Genomic DNA, 14,848 nt, shown 5'->3' with positions numbered 1-14,848 from the left:
TCTTTTTGTGGTGATTTACATTGAATGAATAAGAAAATCGTCAAAGCCCATAAAATTCTATAATTGATCATCAGCGATATGATTTACCTAGATTATTTTTAGGATAAATGCCTCCATTTTGGCAGGTTCTGTGGTCGGCGCAAACCGTTTTACAGGCTTACCGGTTTTATCAATGACAAATTTTGTGAAGTTCCATTTGATTTTACTCCCCAACAAACCACTTAATTCCGATTTCAGGTACTTGAAAATAGGATGGGCATCGCTTCCGTTGACATCGATTTTGGCAAACAAGGGAAAGCTGACACCATAATTGACTTGACAAAATTCTTGAATATCATTGGTGGTTCCAGGTTCTTGATTGCCAAATTGATTGCAGGGAAATCCCAAAACCACTAATCCTTGCTCTTTGTATGTCTTATAAAGTGATTCCAGACCTTCATATTGAGGTGTAAGGCCACATTTGCTGGCGGTATTGACCACGATAATTGTTTTGCCCTTGTATTTTTCCATGGATTCAGGAGTACCATCCAATCGTTCTGCTTCAAAATCGTAAAAGTTCATTTGGGAAAGTTGTTTCTAGGATGATTTAGAAATGTAAAATAGTATGTTGAGATATGTACCCATTATAAGATAAGCTTATCTATTGATTTTTTGGGGTTTCAGCTCCTCAAAAAAGAAATCGTCATTGGGTACATCAAAATCAAAACCGGTCACATTTAAATTGTTGTCCGTTTCAATCTTGATGGTTCCAAAACTGAACCATGCATGGGGGTGGTCCCAGTGGATTTGCCATACATCAAAATTCCAATGCGTCAAGGTGGCAGAGAGTAACGGCGAATGGGAGAAATCCAACTTCAGCTCATTGTTCTTTTTCAAAATATCGATTTTGCCGTAGACTTTGGATTCATACTCGCCTACGAAATCCTCTGGTTTGATGATGGGCTCGGTATTTAAAACCCTGTTTTTCTTCCTGTCGGCAATGCGGGTATCCTTTTCCTGGGCTTCATCTTTCAATTTCAGATAATCTGCGGACCAATCCTTTTCAGTGGTTACACCCAAAAAATTGTCCAAAGCGTAGTATGTTGCTGCCATAATGGGGCTTTTGGGGCCGTTGGTCAGAACAACAACGCCCAATTTTTCATCTGGAATCATGGTGATGGCCGTAATCATACCATCATATCCACCGGTATGACCGACCTTTAATCGACCTTGATAATCGCTCAAGCCCCATCCTAGTCCATAAGCGTTAAAATGTTGGTTGAAGTCGTTGGGGACGGTATGGTCCACATAATGATTGTTGTGAGGGGTCCAGACCATATTTCTTGTACGTTTTGCCAAAAGCGTATCCTTCCCGATTATTCCATGGTTCAAATTGAAGATCATCCATTTGGAAATATCGGAAACGCTGGAAATCAGTCCGCCTGTTGCCGCTACATTGTCCCAATTGGCCCATGGGATGGCGTAGTTTTGATTGTCTTTTCTGGCGTGTGGGGTTGCATAATTCCCTTTACTGTCCAAATCATTGATGGATGAAATGGTCCGATGCATTTTCAGAGGTTCCAAAATACGTTCTTTCACATTGGTTCCCCAGCTTTTTCCGGTAACGGTTTCAATGAGTTCTCCTGCCGTAATGAACATTAAATTGGAATACCCATAGCCAGCCCTGAAATCGTATGCCTTTGGAACATATTTAAAATGCTTTATGAGTTCTTTGGCGGGCAAATTGGATTTGTACCAAATATTGTCACCACTATATGTGCCCAAACCAACCCGGTGGCTCAGAATATCCCTGATTGTGGTATTGTCGCTGACCCAAGGATCATACAATTCAAAATAGGGCAAATATTTTTTAACCTTGTCGTTCCAATCCAACTTACCTTCTTGTACCAGCATCCCAATAATAGCTGTGGTAAAAGCCTTGGAATTGGATGCGATGGCATATAGGGTGTTTTCGTTGGGTTTTTCGCTTTCTCCAACTTCCAGTACGCCGTAATTTCCCGTAAAGACCAGTTGACCGTCTTTAACAATTCCGATGGATGCACTCGGCACATCCCAATCCTTTACCATTTTGGCAAAATAGGCATCCACTGCCTCTAGGTCGACATTGGTGGTCGATTGAGCCTGTGTGTAGTGGAAAATCAGGAAAAGGGCAACAAGGGAAAATCTAATTTTAAGCATGGGAGTGAATTTATGAAAACCGGTACCTTTCAGGTGGTTTGATTGTTTTCATAAATATAGTGGATAAATTCCCAGTTTCCGCAATCAAATGATTTCCAGATGTATTGTTTGGGTATATACGATTGGTCCGTTACAGTTTTTTCTGCTTGATGGCTTTCATGATAATGGGGGCATGAATGCGCGAGTTTTCGATAAACCATTTATGGGTTTCCATACCTCCGCAGATGACACCTGCCAAAAATAGACCGTCTACATTGGTCTCCATGGTTTCAGGGTCATAGTTGGGCAATCTTTTGGAATCGTCCGACAATGTGATGCCCAGTTTTTCCAGAAAAGCAAAATTGGGTTTGTAGCCTGTTAGTGCCAGCACAAAATCATTTTCCAAGGTCACTTCCCCTTCTGGTGAATTGATGACGATTTCATGAGGTTTTATTTCCTTGACGGTTGAATTGTAATACACTTTGATGCTACCCTCATCAATACGATTGATGATATCTGGTCGTACCCAATATTTTACGCGTGGCCCCACTTCAGGACCACGAATCACAAGGGTTACCTCTGCGCCTTTCCGCCAACATTCCAAAGCGGCATCTATGGCAGAATTACTGGCGCCGACCACTACCAATTTTTGACTGGCATAAAAGTGTGGGTCATTATAGTAATGGGATACCTTTGGTAGATTCTCACCTGGAATATCCATGGTGTTGGGCAGGTCGTAGAATCCGGTTGCAACGACTACGTTTTTGGCCTGGTATTCATCTTTATCTGTCTTGACCAAGAAGTTTTCTCCTTGCTTTTCGGTATCCAGCACTTTTTCAAAAAGATGGATGTTGAGCTGGTTTGAGGTCACGATCCTACGGTAATATTCCAAGGCCTCGTTACGTTTCGGCTTGGCCTCTTTACTGATGAAAGGGATTTCGTTAATCTCCAACTTTTCGGAAGAGGAGAAGAACTGCATGTTCACGGGATAGTTGAACAAGGAATTTACAATAGGTCCTTTTTCAATAATGATATAAGAAATGCCCTGTTTTTTGGCTTCTAGGCCACAGGCGATTCCGATGGGGCCACCCCCAATGATGACAACATCAAATTGCTGCATTATGCTATCTCTTCTTTTAATTTTTTAATGGTTTCGGTCGGGTTGTCGCTTTTAAAAACAAAACTGCCGGCAACCAAAACATCCGCTCCATGATCCATCAATTTTTTGGCATTGTCCGCATTTACGCCACCGTCAATTTCAATTAATGTATTTGCATTTTTTCGATTGATGAGCTCCTTTAGGTCGGCAACTTTTTGATAGGTGTTCTCGATAAAAGATTGACCTCCAAAACCTGGGTTAACGCTCATCACGATAACAATGTCAATATCCTGAATGGTATCTTCCAATAATTTTATGGAAGTATGTGGGTTGATGGCCACCCCTGCTTTCATCCCCTCTGCTTTTATAGCTTGAAGGGTTCTGTGCAAATGGGGGCATGCTTCGTAATGAACGGTTAAATGATCTACTCCCAAATTGGCGAAAGTTTTAATGTACCTGTCCGGGTCAACAATCATAAGGTGGGTGTCCAATGGCTTTTTGGCATGCTTGGCGATAGCTTGTATCACTGGCATTCCAAAGGAAATGTTCGGAACAAAAACACCATCCATGATATCCAAATGAAACCAATCGGCATCACTTTGGTTCACCATTTCTATTTCTTGTTGAAGATTGGCAAAGTCGGATGCCAAGAGCGAAGGGGCAATCATTGATTTGTTCATAGTACAAAGTTAGCCAATTACAGCCATCCTTAAACGAAAAAAACTCCGGTAATCAGCCGGAGTTTATTCATCAATCAAAAAACGAACAGTCATGATAAACTGTTATATCTTACTAAATTACAACTTTCCTGCCAAAAATCAAATTTAAGGATAGTTTAACTGTAATTTATGGAGTGTTTTTCACACTTTATCCCAAATATGTTTTCAAAATCTTACTTCTGGAAGTATGTTTTAACCTACGGATTGCTTTTTCCTTGATTTGACGAACTCTTTCTCTGGTAAGATCAAAAGTTTCACCGATTTCTTCCAAGGTCATGGAATGTTGACCCGCTAAACCAAAGTAAAGCCTGATGACGTCAGCTTCTCGAGGGGTAAGGGTTTCCAATGCACGCTCGATTTCAGTACGAAGGGAATCGTGCAAAAGTTCCTTGTCCGGGTTTGGAGATTCACCACTGCGCAATACATCATAAAGGTTGGAATCTTCACCATCGATTAAAGGTGCATCCATGGATACGTGGCGACCTGAGTTTTTCAAGGATTGCTTCACGTCTTCCACTGTCATGTCCAATTCTTTGGCAATTTCCTCTGCGGATGGTGGACGCTCGTGTGCTTGCTCCAAGAAAGCAAATGTTTTGTTGATCTTGTTAATGGAGCCGATCTTGTTCAAAGGCAAACGAACAATACGGGATTGCTCTGCCAAAGCTTGAAGAATAGATTGACGAATCCACCAAACAGCGTATGAAATAAATTTAAATCCACGGGTTTCATCAAAACGTTGTGCTGCTTTGATAAGTCCCAAGTTTCCTTCATTGATCAAATCAGGAAGTGTCAACCCTTGGTTTTGGTACTGTTTTGCCACAGAAACAACGAACCTAAGGTTGGCTTTAGTTAATTTTTCCAAGGCTACTTGGTCTCCCGCTTTAATTCGCTGTGCCAATTCCACTTCTTCATCAGCGGTAATCAAATCCACTTTACCGATTTCCTGCAAATACTTGTCCAACGAAGCGGTTTCCCTATTGGTAACCTGTTTTGTAATCTTTAACTGTCTCATCTAAAAAATCCCTTCAAATTAAATTTGTGAACCGGAGCTCATTAGGTTATACGTTCAAAAAACCGAAAAGTTACATTTTGGTTACATTTTTTTTAAAAACAAAACCCCGAGGTGTTTTCCCGGGGTTGTTTTTATAGTGTGGGACTGTGTTGAAACTAATCCCTTCTTGGCTTTCTGTCTCGGTTGCCCCCTCTACGGTCGCCACCACCTCTGCGATCACCACGGTCACCGCCTCTATCATTTCTAGGAGGACGTTCTTTGTAACCTTCAGGTTTTGGCAACAAGGCTTTTCTTGATACTTTTTCCTTTTTGGTTCTTGGGTCAAGACCAAAGTACTTTACATCAAAAACATCTCCCATATTCACTACATCGGAAACATTTTCGGTGCGTTCCCATGCCAATTCGGATACATGAAGCAATACTTCATTACCGGGTGCCTCGGTGTATTCCACTACGGCTCCAAAGTCAAGCATCTTGATTACTTTCACTTCGTAAACACTTCCAACCTCAGGCTTGAACATCAAAGCATCGATTTTGGCCAATACGGCATCGATACCATCCTGATCTGTACCAAGAATTTCCACGATACCTTCTTCGGTTTCAGGATCCTCGTTGATAACAATCGTAGTGTTGGTTGTTTTCTGGAGCTCTTGAATCACTTCACCACCTTTTCCAATAAGTGCGCCAATATATTCGCCAGGAATAATTCTGGTCACAATTTTTGGAGCATAAGATTTAACTTCTTCTCTTGGCTCGGCAATCGTGTCGGTAAGTTTGCCCAAAATGTGCATTCTACCGTCTTTGGCCTGCATTAAAGCTTTTACCAAGATCTCATACGAAAGACCTTTTACCTTAATATCCATTTGGCAAGCTGTGATACCATCTGCTGTACCGGTAACTTTAAAGTCCATATCTCCCAAGTGGTCTTCATCACCCAAGATGTCGGAAAGAACGGCATATTTTCCGGTTTCCGTATCGGTGATCAATCCCATTGCGATACCAGACACAGGTTTTTTCAATTGAACACCGGCATCCATCAATGCCATGGTACCAGAACATACGGTAGCCATGGAAGAAGAACCATTGGACTCCAATACTTCGGATACGACACGCACGGTATATGGACAATCCTCAGGAATCATCCCTTTAAGGGCACGTTGTGCCAAGTTACCGTGTCCTACCTCTCTACGGGAAGTACCACGGATTGGTCGTGCTTCACCAGTTGAGAAAGGAGGGAAGTTGTAGTGCAAATAGAATGTTTCCTCACCTTCGTAAGATGGCATGTCTATTTGGTTTGCTTCTCTAGAGGTACCTAAAGTTACGGTTGCCAAAGCTTGCGTTTCACCACGAGTAAATATGGCTGAACCGTGTACAGATGGTAAATAATCAGTTTCACACCAGATAGGTCTAACATCTGTTGTTTTACGACCGTCTAAACGAAGCCCTTCTTCCAAAGTAAGGTTTCTAACTGCTTCTTTTTCAGCTTTGTGGTAGTATTTGGAAACCAAGTCGCCTATTTCTTCCAATTCCTCTTCGGAGAAGGACTCCTTGATTTCTTCTTTGATAGCAGCAAATGCCTCGCTGCGTTCTTTTTTGGATGAACCTGCTTTGGCCACTTCATATACCTTATCGTAGGCCATGTCGTGTACTTTTTTCTGAAGATCTTCATCCTCAGCTTCAGGTTCGTACTCACGAACTTCTTTTTTACCGAAAGCTTCGGCCAATTTTTCCTGTGCAGCACATTGTACTTTAATGGCTTCGTGGGCAAATTTGATGGCTTCTACCATTTCCTCTTCGGAAATCTCGTCCATTTCACCTTCTACCATCATTACAGAATCTGCTGAGGCACCGATCATCATATCAATGTCGGACTCTTTCAATTGTTCCCTTGTTGGGTTGATGATGAACTCACCGTTTACCCTACCTACACGAACTTCGGAAATAGCACATTCGAATGGAAAATCCGAAAGTTGAATGGCAGCCGAAGCAGCCAATCCGGCCATAGCATCAGGCATAACATCTTCGTCATGCGACATCAACTGAATCATTACCTGTGTTTCGGAATGATAATCTTTAGGGAACAAAGGTCTCAACACCCTGTCCACCAAACGCATGGTCAATACTTCGCCATCGCTTGGTCTTGCCTCTCTCTTAAAGAAACCACCTGGATAACGTCCAGCAGCAGCAAATTTTTCGCGATAATCCACAGTAAGTGGCAAAAAGTCCACATCTGCAGCTTTGTAATTTGAGACAACTGTACACAATAGCATACACTTGCCAGATTGGACAACAACAGAGCCATGGGCCTGTTTTGCCAGTTTTCCGGTTTCGATAGAAATCTCTCTACCGTCACCAAGGTCTATGACCTCTTTGAATGTCTTTGGAATCATAAAATTAATCTTACCCAACCCTATTGGTCGGGTCGTTAAACATTTGGTCTACCGCCATCCGGGCGGTCGGGTTGTGTTGTTGTTGTGTGTGCCCTGGGGCACTTGACCAATGAAAAACTATTTTGTAGCTTTTTGTGTTTGCCCAGTTTATGCCGGGACTTTTTGTTGAAACACGTTCAACCAAAACAAAGGGGAAGCCAATGCCTCCCCTTATGTTTTTATTTTCTGATACCTAGTTCCTTGATTAAGGTACGGTATTTTGCAATATCTTTTTTCTTTAGGTAATCCAAAAGACTACGTCTTTTACCTACCAATGCCACCAAAGAACGCTCAGTGTTGTAATCTTTGTGGTTCTTTTTAAGGTGTCCTGTCAAGTGGTTGATACGGTGCGTGAACAAGGCAATTTGTCCTTCCGTAGAACCGGTGTTGCTCTCAGAGCCGCCGTGTTTCTTGAAAATCTCGGCTTTAACTTCTTTTGTTAAATACATTCCAATATTATTTAAATGATTTTTATGTATTGATTGTCCTTCAATCAGCGTGCAAAGATAGTTTTTTATTTGAAACCAAAAGACTTATTGGAAATAAACTTTGGATGCTGGTGCGATGTGTAATTTTCTTACTCAACAAAAAAGCCCCGAATTCGGGGCTTTTTTTAATTTCTTACAGGTTGATTGGTAATCAAATCTATATATAGATTGATTTTTTTCTTCAAGTCCCTGCGATGGGTTATGAAGTCCAAAAAGCCGTGTTCTTTTAAAAACTCAGATGTTTGGAAACCATCGGGAAGGTCTTTCCCTGTCGTATCCTTTACAACCCTTGGTCCGGCAAAACCAATCAGCGCACCGGGTTCGGCAATGTTGATGTCCCCCAACATAGCGTACGAAGCGGTGGTGCCTCCTGTGGTTGGGTCCGTACATAATGAAATGTATGGTATTTTTGCTTCGGCCAACTGCGCTAATTTAGCGGATGTTTTGGCCAACTGCATCAAGGATAGGGCGGCTTCCATCATACGTGCACCTCCTGACTTGGAGATCATGACAAATGGGACCTTCTTTCTTTTGGCCACATCAATGGCACGCGATATTTTTTCGCCTACCACGCTTCCCATCGAGCCTCCAATGAAGGCAAAATCCATACAGGCCACAACAATGTCCTTTCCTTGTGATTTGCCAACTGCGGTTCTCACGGCATCTTTTAGCCCTGTTTTTTTCTGGGCTGCTTTTAGACGGTCGGAATATTTTTTGGTATCCTCGAACTTCAAAGGGTCCTTGGATGTCATTTTTGTGTCAAGTTCGCGGAACTTGTTGTCATCAAAAAGGATTTCAAAATATTCTTTACTGCCTATGCGTACGTGATAATCATCTTCTGGACTTACATAGAAGTTTTTGGCCAAATCCTCGGCTTCGACAATCTTACCGGTCGGGGATTTGTACCATAGCCCCTTGGGGGTGTCTTTTTTCTCCTCGGTAGCTGTCTGTATTCCTTTTTCCTTTCTTTTAAACCAAGACGACATGCAATCAATATTTAGTTAGACTAAAGGCTTACAAAGTGTTTACGTTGTTCAGGTCTTCGAAGGCTTTTTTCAAACGGGCGATGAAAGTTTTTTCGCCTTCGCGAAGCCAAACACGTGGATCGTAGAATTTTTTGTTGGGTTGGTCATCCCCATCAGGATTGCCAATTTGTGTCTGCAAATAATCCGCTTTACCTTGGATATAATCCCGTACACCTTCCAAGAATGCATACTGCAAATCGGTGTCGATGTTCATTTTGATGACACCGTAACCAATGGCTTCCCTAATCTCTTCCAAAGTGGAACCGGAACCTCCGTGAAATACAAAATCGATATGATTGTGCTCCACACCATATTTCTCGGTAATGAACTCTTGGGAGTTCTTAAGGATTTTTGGAGTCAATTTTACGTTACCTGGTTTGTATACCCCGTGAACGTTACCAAATGCAGCTGCGATGGTAAATTTTGGACTAACTTTTGAAAGTTCTTCGTAAGCGAAGGCCACTTCTTCGGGCTGGGTGTACAATTTGGAATCGTCAACATCGGTGTTGTCAACACCATCTTCTTCACCTCCGGTGATTCCCAATTCAATCTCCAAAGTCATGTCCATTTTGCTCATGCGCTCCAAGTACCCTTTGCAGATTTCAATGTTTTCCTCGATCGGCTCTTCGGAAAGGTCGATCATGTGCGAACTGAACAATGATTTGCCAGTTTCTTTATAATGCTTTTCACTAGCGTCCAATAGCCCGTCGATCCAAGGCAATAATTTTTTGGCACAGTGGTCTGTGTGAAGGATTACGGTTGCTCCGTAAGCTTCGGCCAATTGATGGACATGTTTTGCGCCGGCAACTGCTCCCAAGATGGCAGCTTTTTGATTTTCATTGGAAAGTCCTTTACCTGCGTTGAACTGTGCTCCTCCATTGGAGAATTGAATGATTACGGGAGAATTCAATGTGGCAGCGGTTTCCATTACGGCGTTGATACTGTCCGAGCCAATTACGTTCACGGCCGGAAGTGCATATCCGTTTTCTTTTGCGTGGTTGAAGATTGTTTGTACTTCATCACCGGTAGCAACCCCGGGCTTGATATTGTGGGACATAGTTATATTGGTTTCAAATTAAATAGGAGACAAAAGTAATAAAATATTTGCTCTAGAAGGGATAATTGATACCTATGTTGAAGACTGCCTGTTTGAAGCTGTAGCCATCGAACCAGCGATTGGACCCGACTTTGGCAGGATTATAGGTCTTGAAGCCTACATCCAACCTGAAAACAAAATATGTAAAATCGTACCGAAGCCCAAGTCCAGTGCCCAATGCTATGTCGCCCAGTGAGGAAAAACCACTGAATACGGCCTCCGGATTTGTCTCATTATCGAATACGTTCCAGATGTTGCCGGCATCGGCAAATAGAGCACCTTTTACATCCCCAGCTATTGGGAATCGGTATTCGAGATTCATAGCAAGCTTTAGGTTGGCTTCGTTAAAATCATTGATGTTGTCCGTACTTCCCGGCCCTAGTTCGTAGGCGTTCCAGGCACGATTATCGTTGGACCCTCCTGCAAAATAACTGCGAACAAAAGGAACGTTGTCGGAGTTTCCATAGGGAATGGCCAATCCGGAGAAGCTTCGAAATGCAATTACCTGTCCGCCGCCTATGCTCCAATGACGGATATAGTCGAACTCTGTTTTTACATATTGCGAATATGGAACGCTGAAGACCAGATTTTGTCCGTTGGGGTTTTTGTTGAAAGGTATCACATTGGTCAGTAGGGAGAGCATGCCCCCGGCACTTTCCAGTTTTATACGGTATTGATAAAAATCAAGGTCGTTTATCCCTGACTTGCTGTTTTTGGTATGGGTAAAATTGGTGGCGAAAATGAGGTTGTTCTCCGTTAACCTTATACGTCTTTCTTCAATGCTGTTCACCAATTCCTTATCTTCCGGACTCACGGGAATTGAATCATTCAAAACATTTCGAACGAAATTATTTGCTCCTGTGGGGATGCTCAATCTAGGGTCTTCCCCTTCCTCTTGAATAGGCTCAAAATAGGAGGAATATTCGGGATCATCCTGAAAATCATCCGCAATTTCATCCAAGTTGGAAAAAGTGTTTCGGTACACATTGTAGAAATTGTTGGTGTTTACATTGCGTACAAATTCGACGTTCAACAGTTCAATATTGTTCTTGAGCCTTGTTGTGGGAGACCAATTATAGGATAAAATGGAGTTCAGCGACTGTTTATCCAATCCAATGTTCCGCTGGAAGTTGGTACCTACGGACAATCGGCTTTGGGGAAGCATATAATAAGGTATGATGCGTTCCGTGCTGAATGGTAACCAAATCCGAGGGAATGTGATGTTGATGTCCCCACCGAGCTCGGAAGTGAATGTTTCATCCGATAGTGACGCATCGCTCAAGAGACCAATGGACCCCCTGGCCGAAACATTCAATGTTTCGGCTCCTCCAAAAACATTCCGTGTAATGACAGAGGCACTAAAGGCTGTGCCTACTTGTTGGATATTGGAGTGGGTAACATCGAAATTCAAGTTCAGCGAATATTTGGGTTTTGCGGCCAAATAAATGTTTGTCTCCAGTTTTGTTTGTGTGGAATCGGGCACAAAATCAATGTTGGGGTATTTAAAGGTATTGAGGTTGGTGATTTGCCTATAGGTTCGAATCCTATCCAAATCACGGTATATGCTGTCTTTCTCAAAGAAAATGGCATCGGTAAGTGCCTTGGGCCTATACCTGAGTTTGCCGCTGTAGTAAATATTGTAATTTTCGTGCTGCACGCTTTTCAAAGTGTCCGTGGCTCCATTAATGTCATAATCTGCATAAATGTTGATTTGCTTATGTCGGGCCACTTTGTAGGGCATGTTGGTATCCGTACTATCATTCGTGCTTCGGAATTTTTTGATGTTCAGTTGTACATCCATCAATTGATCGTCCGATGCGATGGTCGTATCCCTGAGAATGGTATAGTTGATGGAGCTTTCCTGAAAATTATAAACCCCCGAGTTCCTGAACAGGGTTGTAAGGCGCTCCCGCTCCATGGTAAATTTCTCCAAGTCAAATTGTTCGCCTTGCTTTACAAAGCTTTGCCTGTTGGCTTGGTCGTAAATGGAGTCCAACTCCGGGGATGTGATGTTCTTTTGGATGGTATCCACGATGTAGGGCGAGTTTAAGGTAATATTGTACTCGATTTGTGCCCTTTTCTTTCTTTTGCCGTTCACAATTTCATATGCTCCGGTATTGTTGAAGTATCCCTTGGTGTTATAATAGGATTTCAGTTTGCTAAGGGATTTATTGGTTTCCGAAGTATCGATGATTACAGGAGGTTCCCCGATTCTTTTCAGAAATTCGCTGTATCCTTTTATAAGGAATGATTCACTTAGCCTATTGACCTGCTTCTGCGACAGTAAGTTGTTCAATCGTTTTTCCCTTTTTTCTTTTTTGTGCAGCCAATCTTGGAAAGATGAATCGGGATTTTCTTTGGCAAGATTATAAAGGTTCAGTTTTAGAGGATAACCCAGAACACTGCTGTTGGGTTTTTGGGATATTAGGCCTTTTACTTCGCTATCGGTAACCTTTTCGTCATTGATCAAAATGGTGTTTTTGGTGAGCAATAATTCATCCTCCCCAACCTTTTTTAAGGTATTGCAACCCAAAATGCTTAGCAAAAGCAACAATAATCCTATTTTTGCCCAGTTGCATGTTACACCAAAAGAACCATTCATAGAAGCCAAAAATACACGATTTAGATGGTTACAAAAAACCAAATTAAACTAGTTGTTAGCCTAAAGCAAAAAAAGTACCGATCTCAACATGGGCTCTTTGTGGTCGAAGGAAAAAAGGTGGTAAATGAATTGTTGGGGGCGGGAATGAAGCCCTTTAAGGTCTTTGTTGATGATGTTGGGCTTTCGGAGAGTATCAAAGAAGCGGAAGTCATATCCAAAAAGGACTTGAAGCAAATGAGCAGTTTAAAACAACCGAACGGTGTGTTGGGGGTTTTTCATATGGTCGAACCCAAGGAAGACATAGTCGATGATTGGGTAGTGGTTTTGGATGCCGTTAGGGATCCAGGTAATTTGGGAACCATCATTCGTCTTTGTGATTGGTTTGGGGTAAAACAACTTGTATGCTCGGCAGATACTGTGGACTGTTATAACCCCAAAGTGCTTCAGGCCACCATGGGTTCCATTGCAAGAGTACATATCCCATATTTGGATTTGGAGGAGTTTTTGGGCAATACGAAGCTTCCTATCTATGGGGCCTATATGGATGGCGAACCGGTTTATAAAGCTGATTTGGGTGGAAAAGGAATTTTGGTAATGGGCAACGAGGCCAATGGGATTTCCGATCGGGTCGAAAAATTTATCTCTGAAAGGATTTCCATTCCACAATACGGATCAGCTACTACGGAAAGTCTCAATGTGGCCACAGCAACCGCAATCTTACTGAACGAGATACGCAGGGGATAGTTTATTCAAAAGTGAAATTGATGAAAATGCCCCGGGTACGCATGGCAGCGATGTTTCCTGTCCAAGGACTGTTTGGGTCCACATCGGGAACCAATTCGTCCGTAAGGGCAAATACCCCTCGTATGGATGGGGTGAACTTGAAATATTCGGTATAAAAATCGATTCCAAAGCCAAGTTCGTAGCCATAAACATTCTGCTTCATCCTAAATTGGCCACTGCTATTGTCGTCCAAGCTATCTTCGTTGCTTCCCAAATTGATGGATGTATAAACTCCACCGATAATAAAAGGCTTCCAATTTCCTATTCTGCGGGTGCTGGCCTTGATCAGAAATGGAAAACGGATATAGGTGGAACGAACTTCCCGCAAGGCATCGACCTGAGTGGTAAACCCAGGAAAACCCAAAGTCCTGGAGGTGTAGAGTAGACCTGGTTCAAAACGGGCGTCCAAAAACTCGTTGATTCGGAGTTCGCCGATCAGACCCACATTGAAACCCAAGCTTTTGTCGACCAAAATATCTTGACCTATATCATCCTTGTACTCAAACTGAAAGTCATATTGGTTAAAACCGAGATAATACCCCCAGTTCAAAAATTTCTTATCCTCGTTCTGAAGGTTTAAAATGGGGTCCCCACCAAATTGGGCTAGGGCAGCGGTGTTTGACAATGCTAGAAGTCCAAAAAGGATAAGGAGATTTTTCATCAATCTATTTTGAAGCGACGTAAATGGATGCTACACCCATGGTCTGTGGTTTGTTCTCTACACCTATAAACCCAATTTTCTTCAAAATATTGTTGAAAGCCTCCCCGTGAGGGAAAACTGAGGCGGATTCACTCAAATAATTGTAGGCGGATTTATCCTTGGAAAAAACTTTGCCAATGGCTGGTAAAATATATTTTGTGTAGAGCTTGTACCCTTGCTTAAAGGGTGTTTTGGTCGGAACCGAAGTCTCAAGAACCACAAAATGCCCTCCAGGTTTCAGTACTCTGTAGATTTCCTCGAGTCCTTTTTCCAGATTTTCAAAATTCCGTACCCCGAACGCCACAGTAATGGCATCAAATGAATTGTCATCGAAAGGGAGGTTTTCACTATCGCCCAACACCATTTCAATGGTGTCTTGGAGGCTTTTGTTGGAAACCTTGGTTTTGCCAACTTCCAACATGCCAGGGGAAAGGTCCAGGCCGACTATCTTTTCGGCACCAGTCTTTATCATCGCAATGGCAAGGTCGCCTGTCCCGGTAGCTATATCCAAAATGGATTCAGGGGATTTCTCCTTTAAAAAGGCCACTATTTTTTTGCGCCATTTTACATCCGTTCCCAAGGAAATAACCCGATTGAGACCATCGTAATTGCCGGAAATGTTATCGAACATCTGTTTTACCTGCTCCTTCTTGCCGAGCTCAGACTCTTTGTAGGGCGTTACCTTTTTTGACATCGCTTCAATTTGCTGGCAAATATACAACTTAGCTAAAGGGATGC

The 14,848-nt window shown here is 42.5% G+C and carries 13 protein-coding genes; 1 reads left to right on the top strand and 12 read right to left on the bottom strand.

What is annotated here, in order from left to right; genetic code table 11:
- Positions 1-87: 87 nt before the first annotated feature.
- The 10 genes from PY092_RS05610 to tamL form a co-directional block, all read right to left on the bottom strand.
- On the bottom strand, positions 88-561 hold the full coding sequence (locus PY092_RS05610; RefSeq protein ID WP_275614862.1) for a glutathione peroxidase: 474 nt from the start codon (positions 559-561) through the stop codon (positions 88-90).
- A gap of 75 nt (positions 562-636) precedes the next feature.
- The gene (locus PY092_RS05605) at positions 637-2,178 is read right to left on the bottom strand and encodes a serine hydrolase (RefSeq protein WP_275614861.1); all 1,542 of its coding nucleotides are present in this window, start codon (positions 2,176-2,178) and stop codon (positions 637-639) included.
- A 130-nt stretch (positions 2,179-2,308) separates the two neighbouring features.
- Complete coding sequence (locus tag PY092_RS05600; protein WP_275614860.1) at positions 2,309-3,277, bottom strand: YpdA family putative bacillithiol disulfide reductase; 969 nt, start codon at positions 3,275-3,277, stop codon at positions 2,309-2,311.
- A complete protein-coding gene (gene rpe / locus PY092_RS05595; protein WP_275614859.1) occupies positions 3,277-3,936 on the bottom strand; it encodes a ribulose-phosphate 3-epimerase in 660 nt (219 codons plus the stop codon). Before rpe ends, PY092_RS05600 begins: the two co-directional genes overlap by 1 nt.
- 187 nt (positions 3,937-4,123) lie before the next feature.
- Positions 4,124-4,987: a sigma-70 family RNA polymerase sigma factor gene (locus PY092_RS05590; protein WP_100817395.1), complete on the bottom strand. Its 864-nt coding sequence runs from the start codon at positions 4,985-4,987 to the stop codon at positions 4,124-4,126.
- Between the two features lie 155 nt (positions 4,988-5,142).
- A complete protein-coding gene (locus tag PY092_RS05585) occupies positions 5,143-7,377 on the bottom strand; it encodes a polyribonucleotide nucleotidyltransferase (protein ID WP_275614858.1) in 2,235 nt (744 codons plus the stop codon).
- A gap of 218 nt (positions 7,378-7,595) precedes the next feature.
- Positions 7,596-7,865 carry a 30S ribosomal protein S15 gene (rpsO, locus tag PY092_RS05580; RefSeq protein ID WP_100817397.1) on the bottom strand — a complete coding sequence of 90 codons (270 nt, stop codon included), beginning with the start codon at positions 7,863-7,865 and terminating at the stop codon, positions 7,596-7,598.
- A 164-nt stretch (positions 7,866-8,029) separates the two neighbouring features.
- A complete protein-coding gene (gene accD / locus PY092_RS05575; RefSeq protein WP_275614857.1) occupies positions 8,030-8,890 on the bottom strand; it encodes an acetyl-CoA carboxylase, carboxyltransferase subunit beta in 861 nt (286 codons plus the stop codon).
- A 28-nt stretch (positions 8,891-8,918) separates the two neighbouring features.
- Complete coding sequence (gene fbaA, locus PY092_RS05570) at positions 8,919-9,986, bottom strand: class II fructose-bisphosphate aldolase (RefSeq protein ID WP_275614856.1); 1,068 nt, start codon at positions 9,984-9,986, stop codon at positions 8,919-8,921.
- Between the two features lie 52 nt (positions 9,987-10,038).
- A complete protein-coding gene (gene tamL, locus PY092_RS05565) occupies positions 10,039-12,579 on the bottom strand; it encodes a translocation and assembly module lipoprotein TamL (RefSeq protein ID WP_313790204.1) in 2,541 nt (846 codons plus the stop codon).
- Positions 12,580-12,651: 72 nt separating this feature from the next.
- On the opposite strand from tamL, the gene PY092_RS05560 reads away from it, so the two are divergent.
- A complete protein-coding gene (locus tag PY092_RS05560; RefSeq protein WP_275614855.1) occupies positions 12,652-13,371 on the top strand; it encodes a TrmH family RNA methyltransferase in 720 nt (239 codons plus the stop codon).
- A 1-nt stretch (position 13,372) separates the two neighbouring features.
- On the opposite strand, the gene porT is transcribed toward PY092_RS05560, so the two are convergent.
- On the bottom strand, positions 13,373-14,071 hold the full coding sequence (gene porT / locus PY092_RS05555) for a type IX secretion/gliding motility protein PorT/SprT (RefSeq protein WP_275614854.1): 699 nt from the start codon (positions 14,069-14,071) through the stop codon (positions 13,373-13,375).
- Between the two features lie 4 nt (positions 14,072-14,075).
- Positions 14,076-14,804, bottom strand: a complete 729-nt coding sequence (gene ubiE, locus PY092_RS05550) for a bifunctional demethylmenaquinone methyltransferase/2-methoxy-6-polyprenyl-1,4-benzoquinol methylase UbiE (protein WP_275614853.1) — start codon at positions 14,802-14,804, stop codon at positions 14,076-14,078.
- Between the last annotated feature and the right edge of the window lie 44 nt (positions 14,805-14,848).

Origin of the sequence: Flagellimonas yonaguniensis (assembly GCF_029193885.1) — a bacterium.
In the GTDB taxonomy this organism is placed as follows: domain Bacteria; phylum Bacteroidota; class Bacteroidia; order Flavobacteriales; family Flavobacteriaceae; genus Flagellimonas; species Flagellimonas yonaguniensis.
The sequence above is the reverse complement of the archived record's forward strand: the minus strand, read 5'-3'. Positions and strand labels throughout refer to the sequence as shown.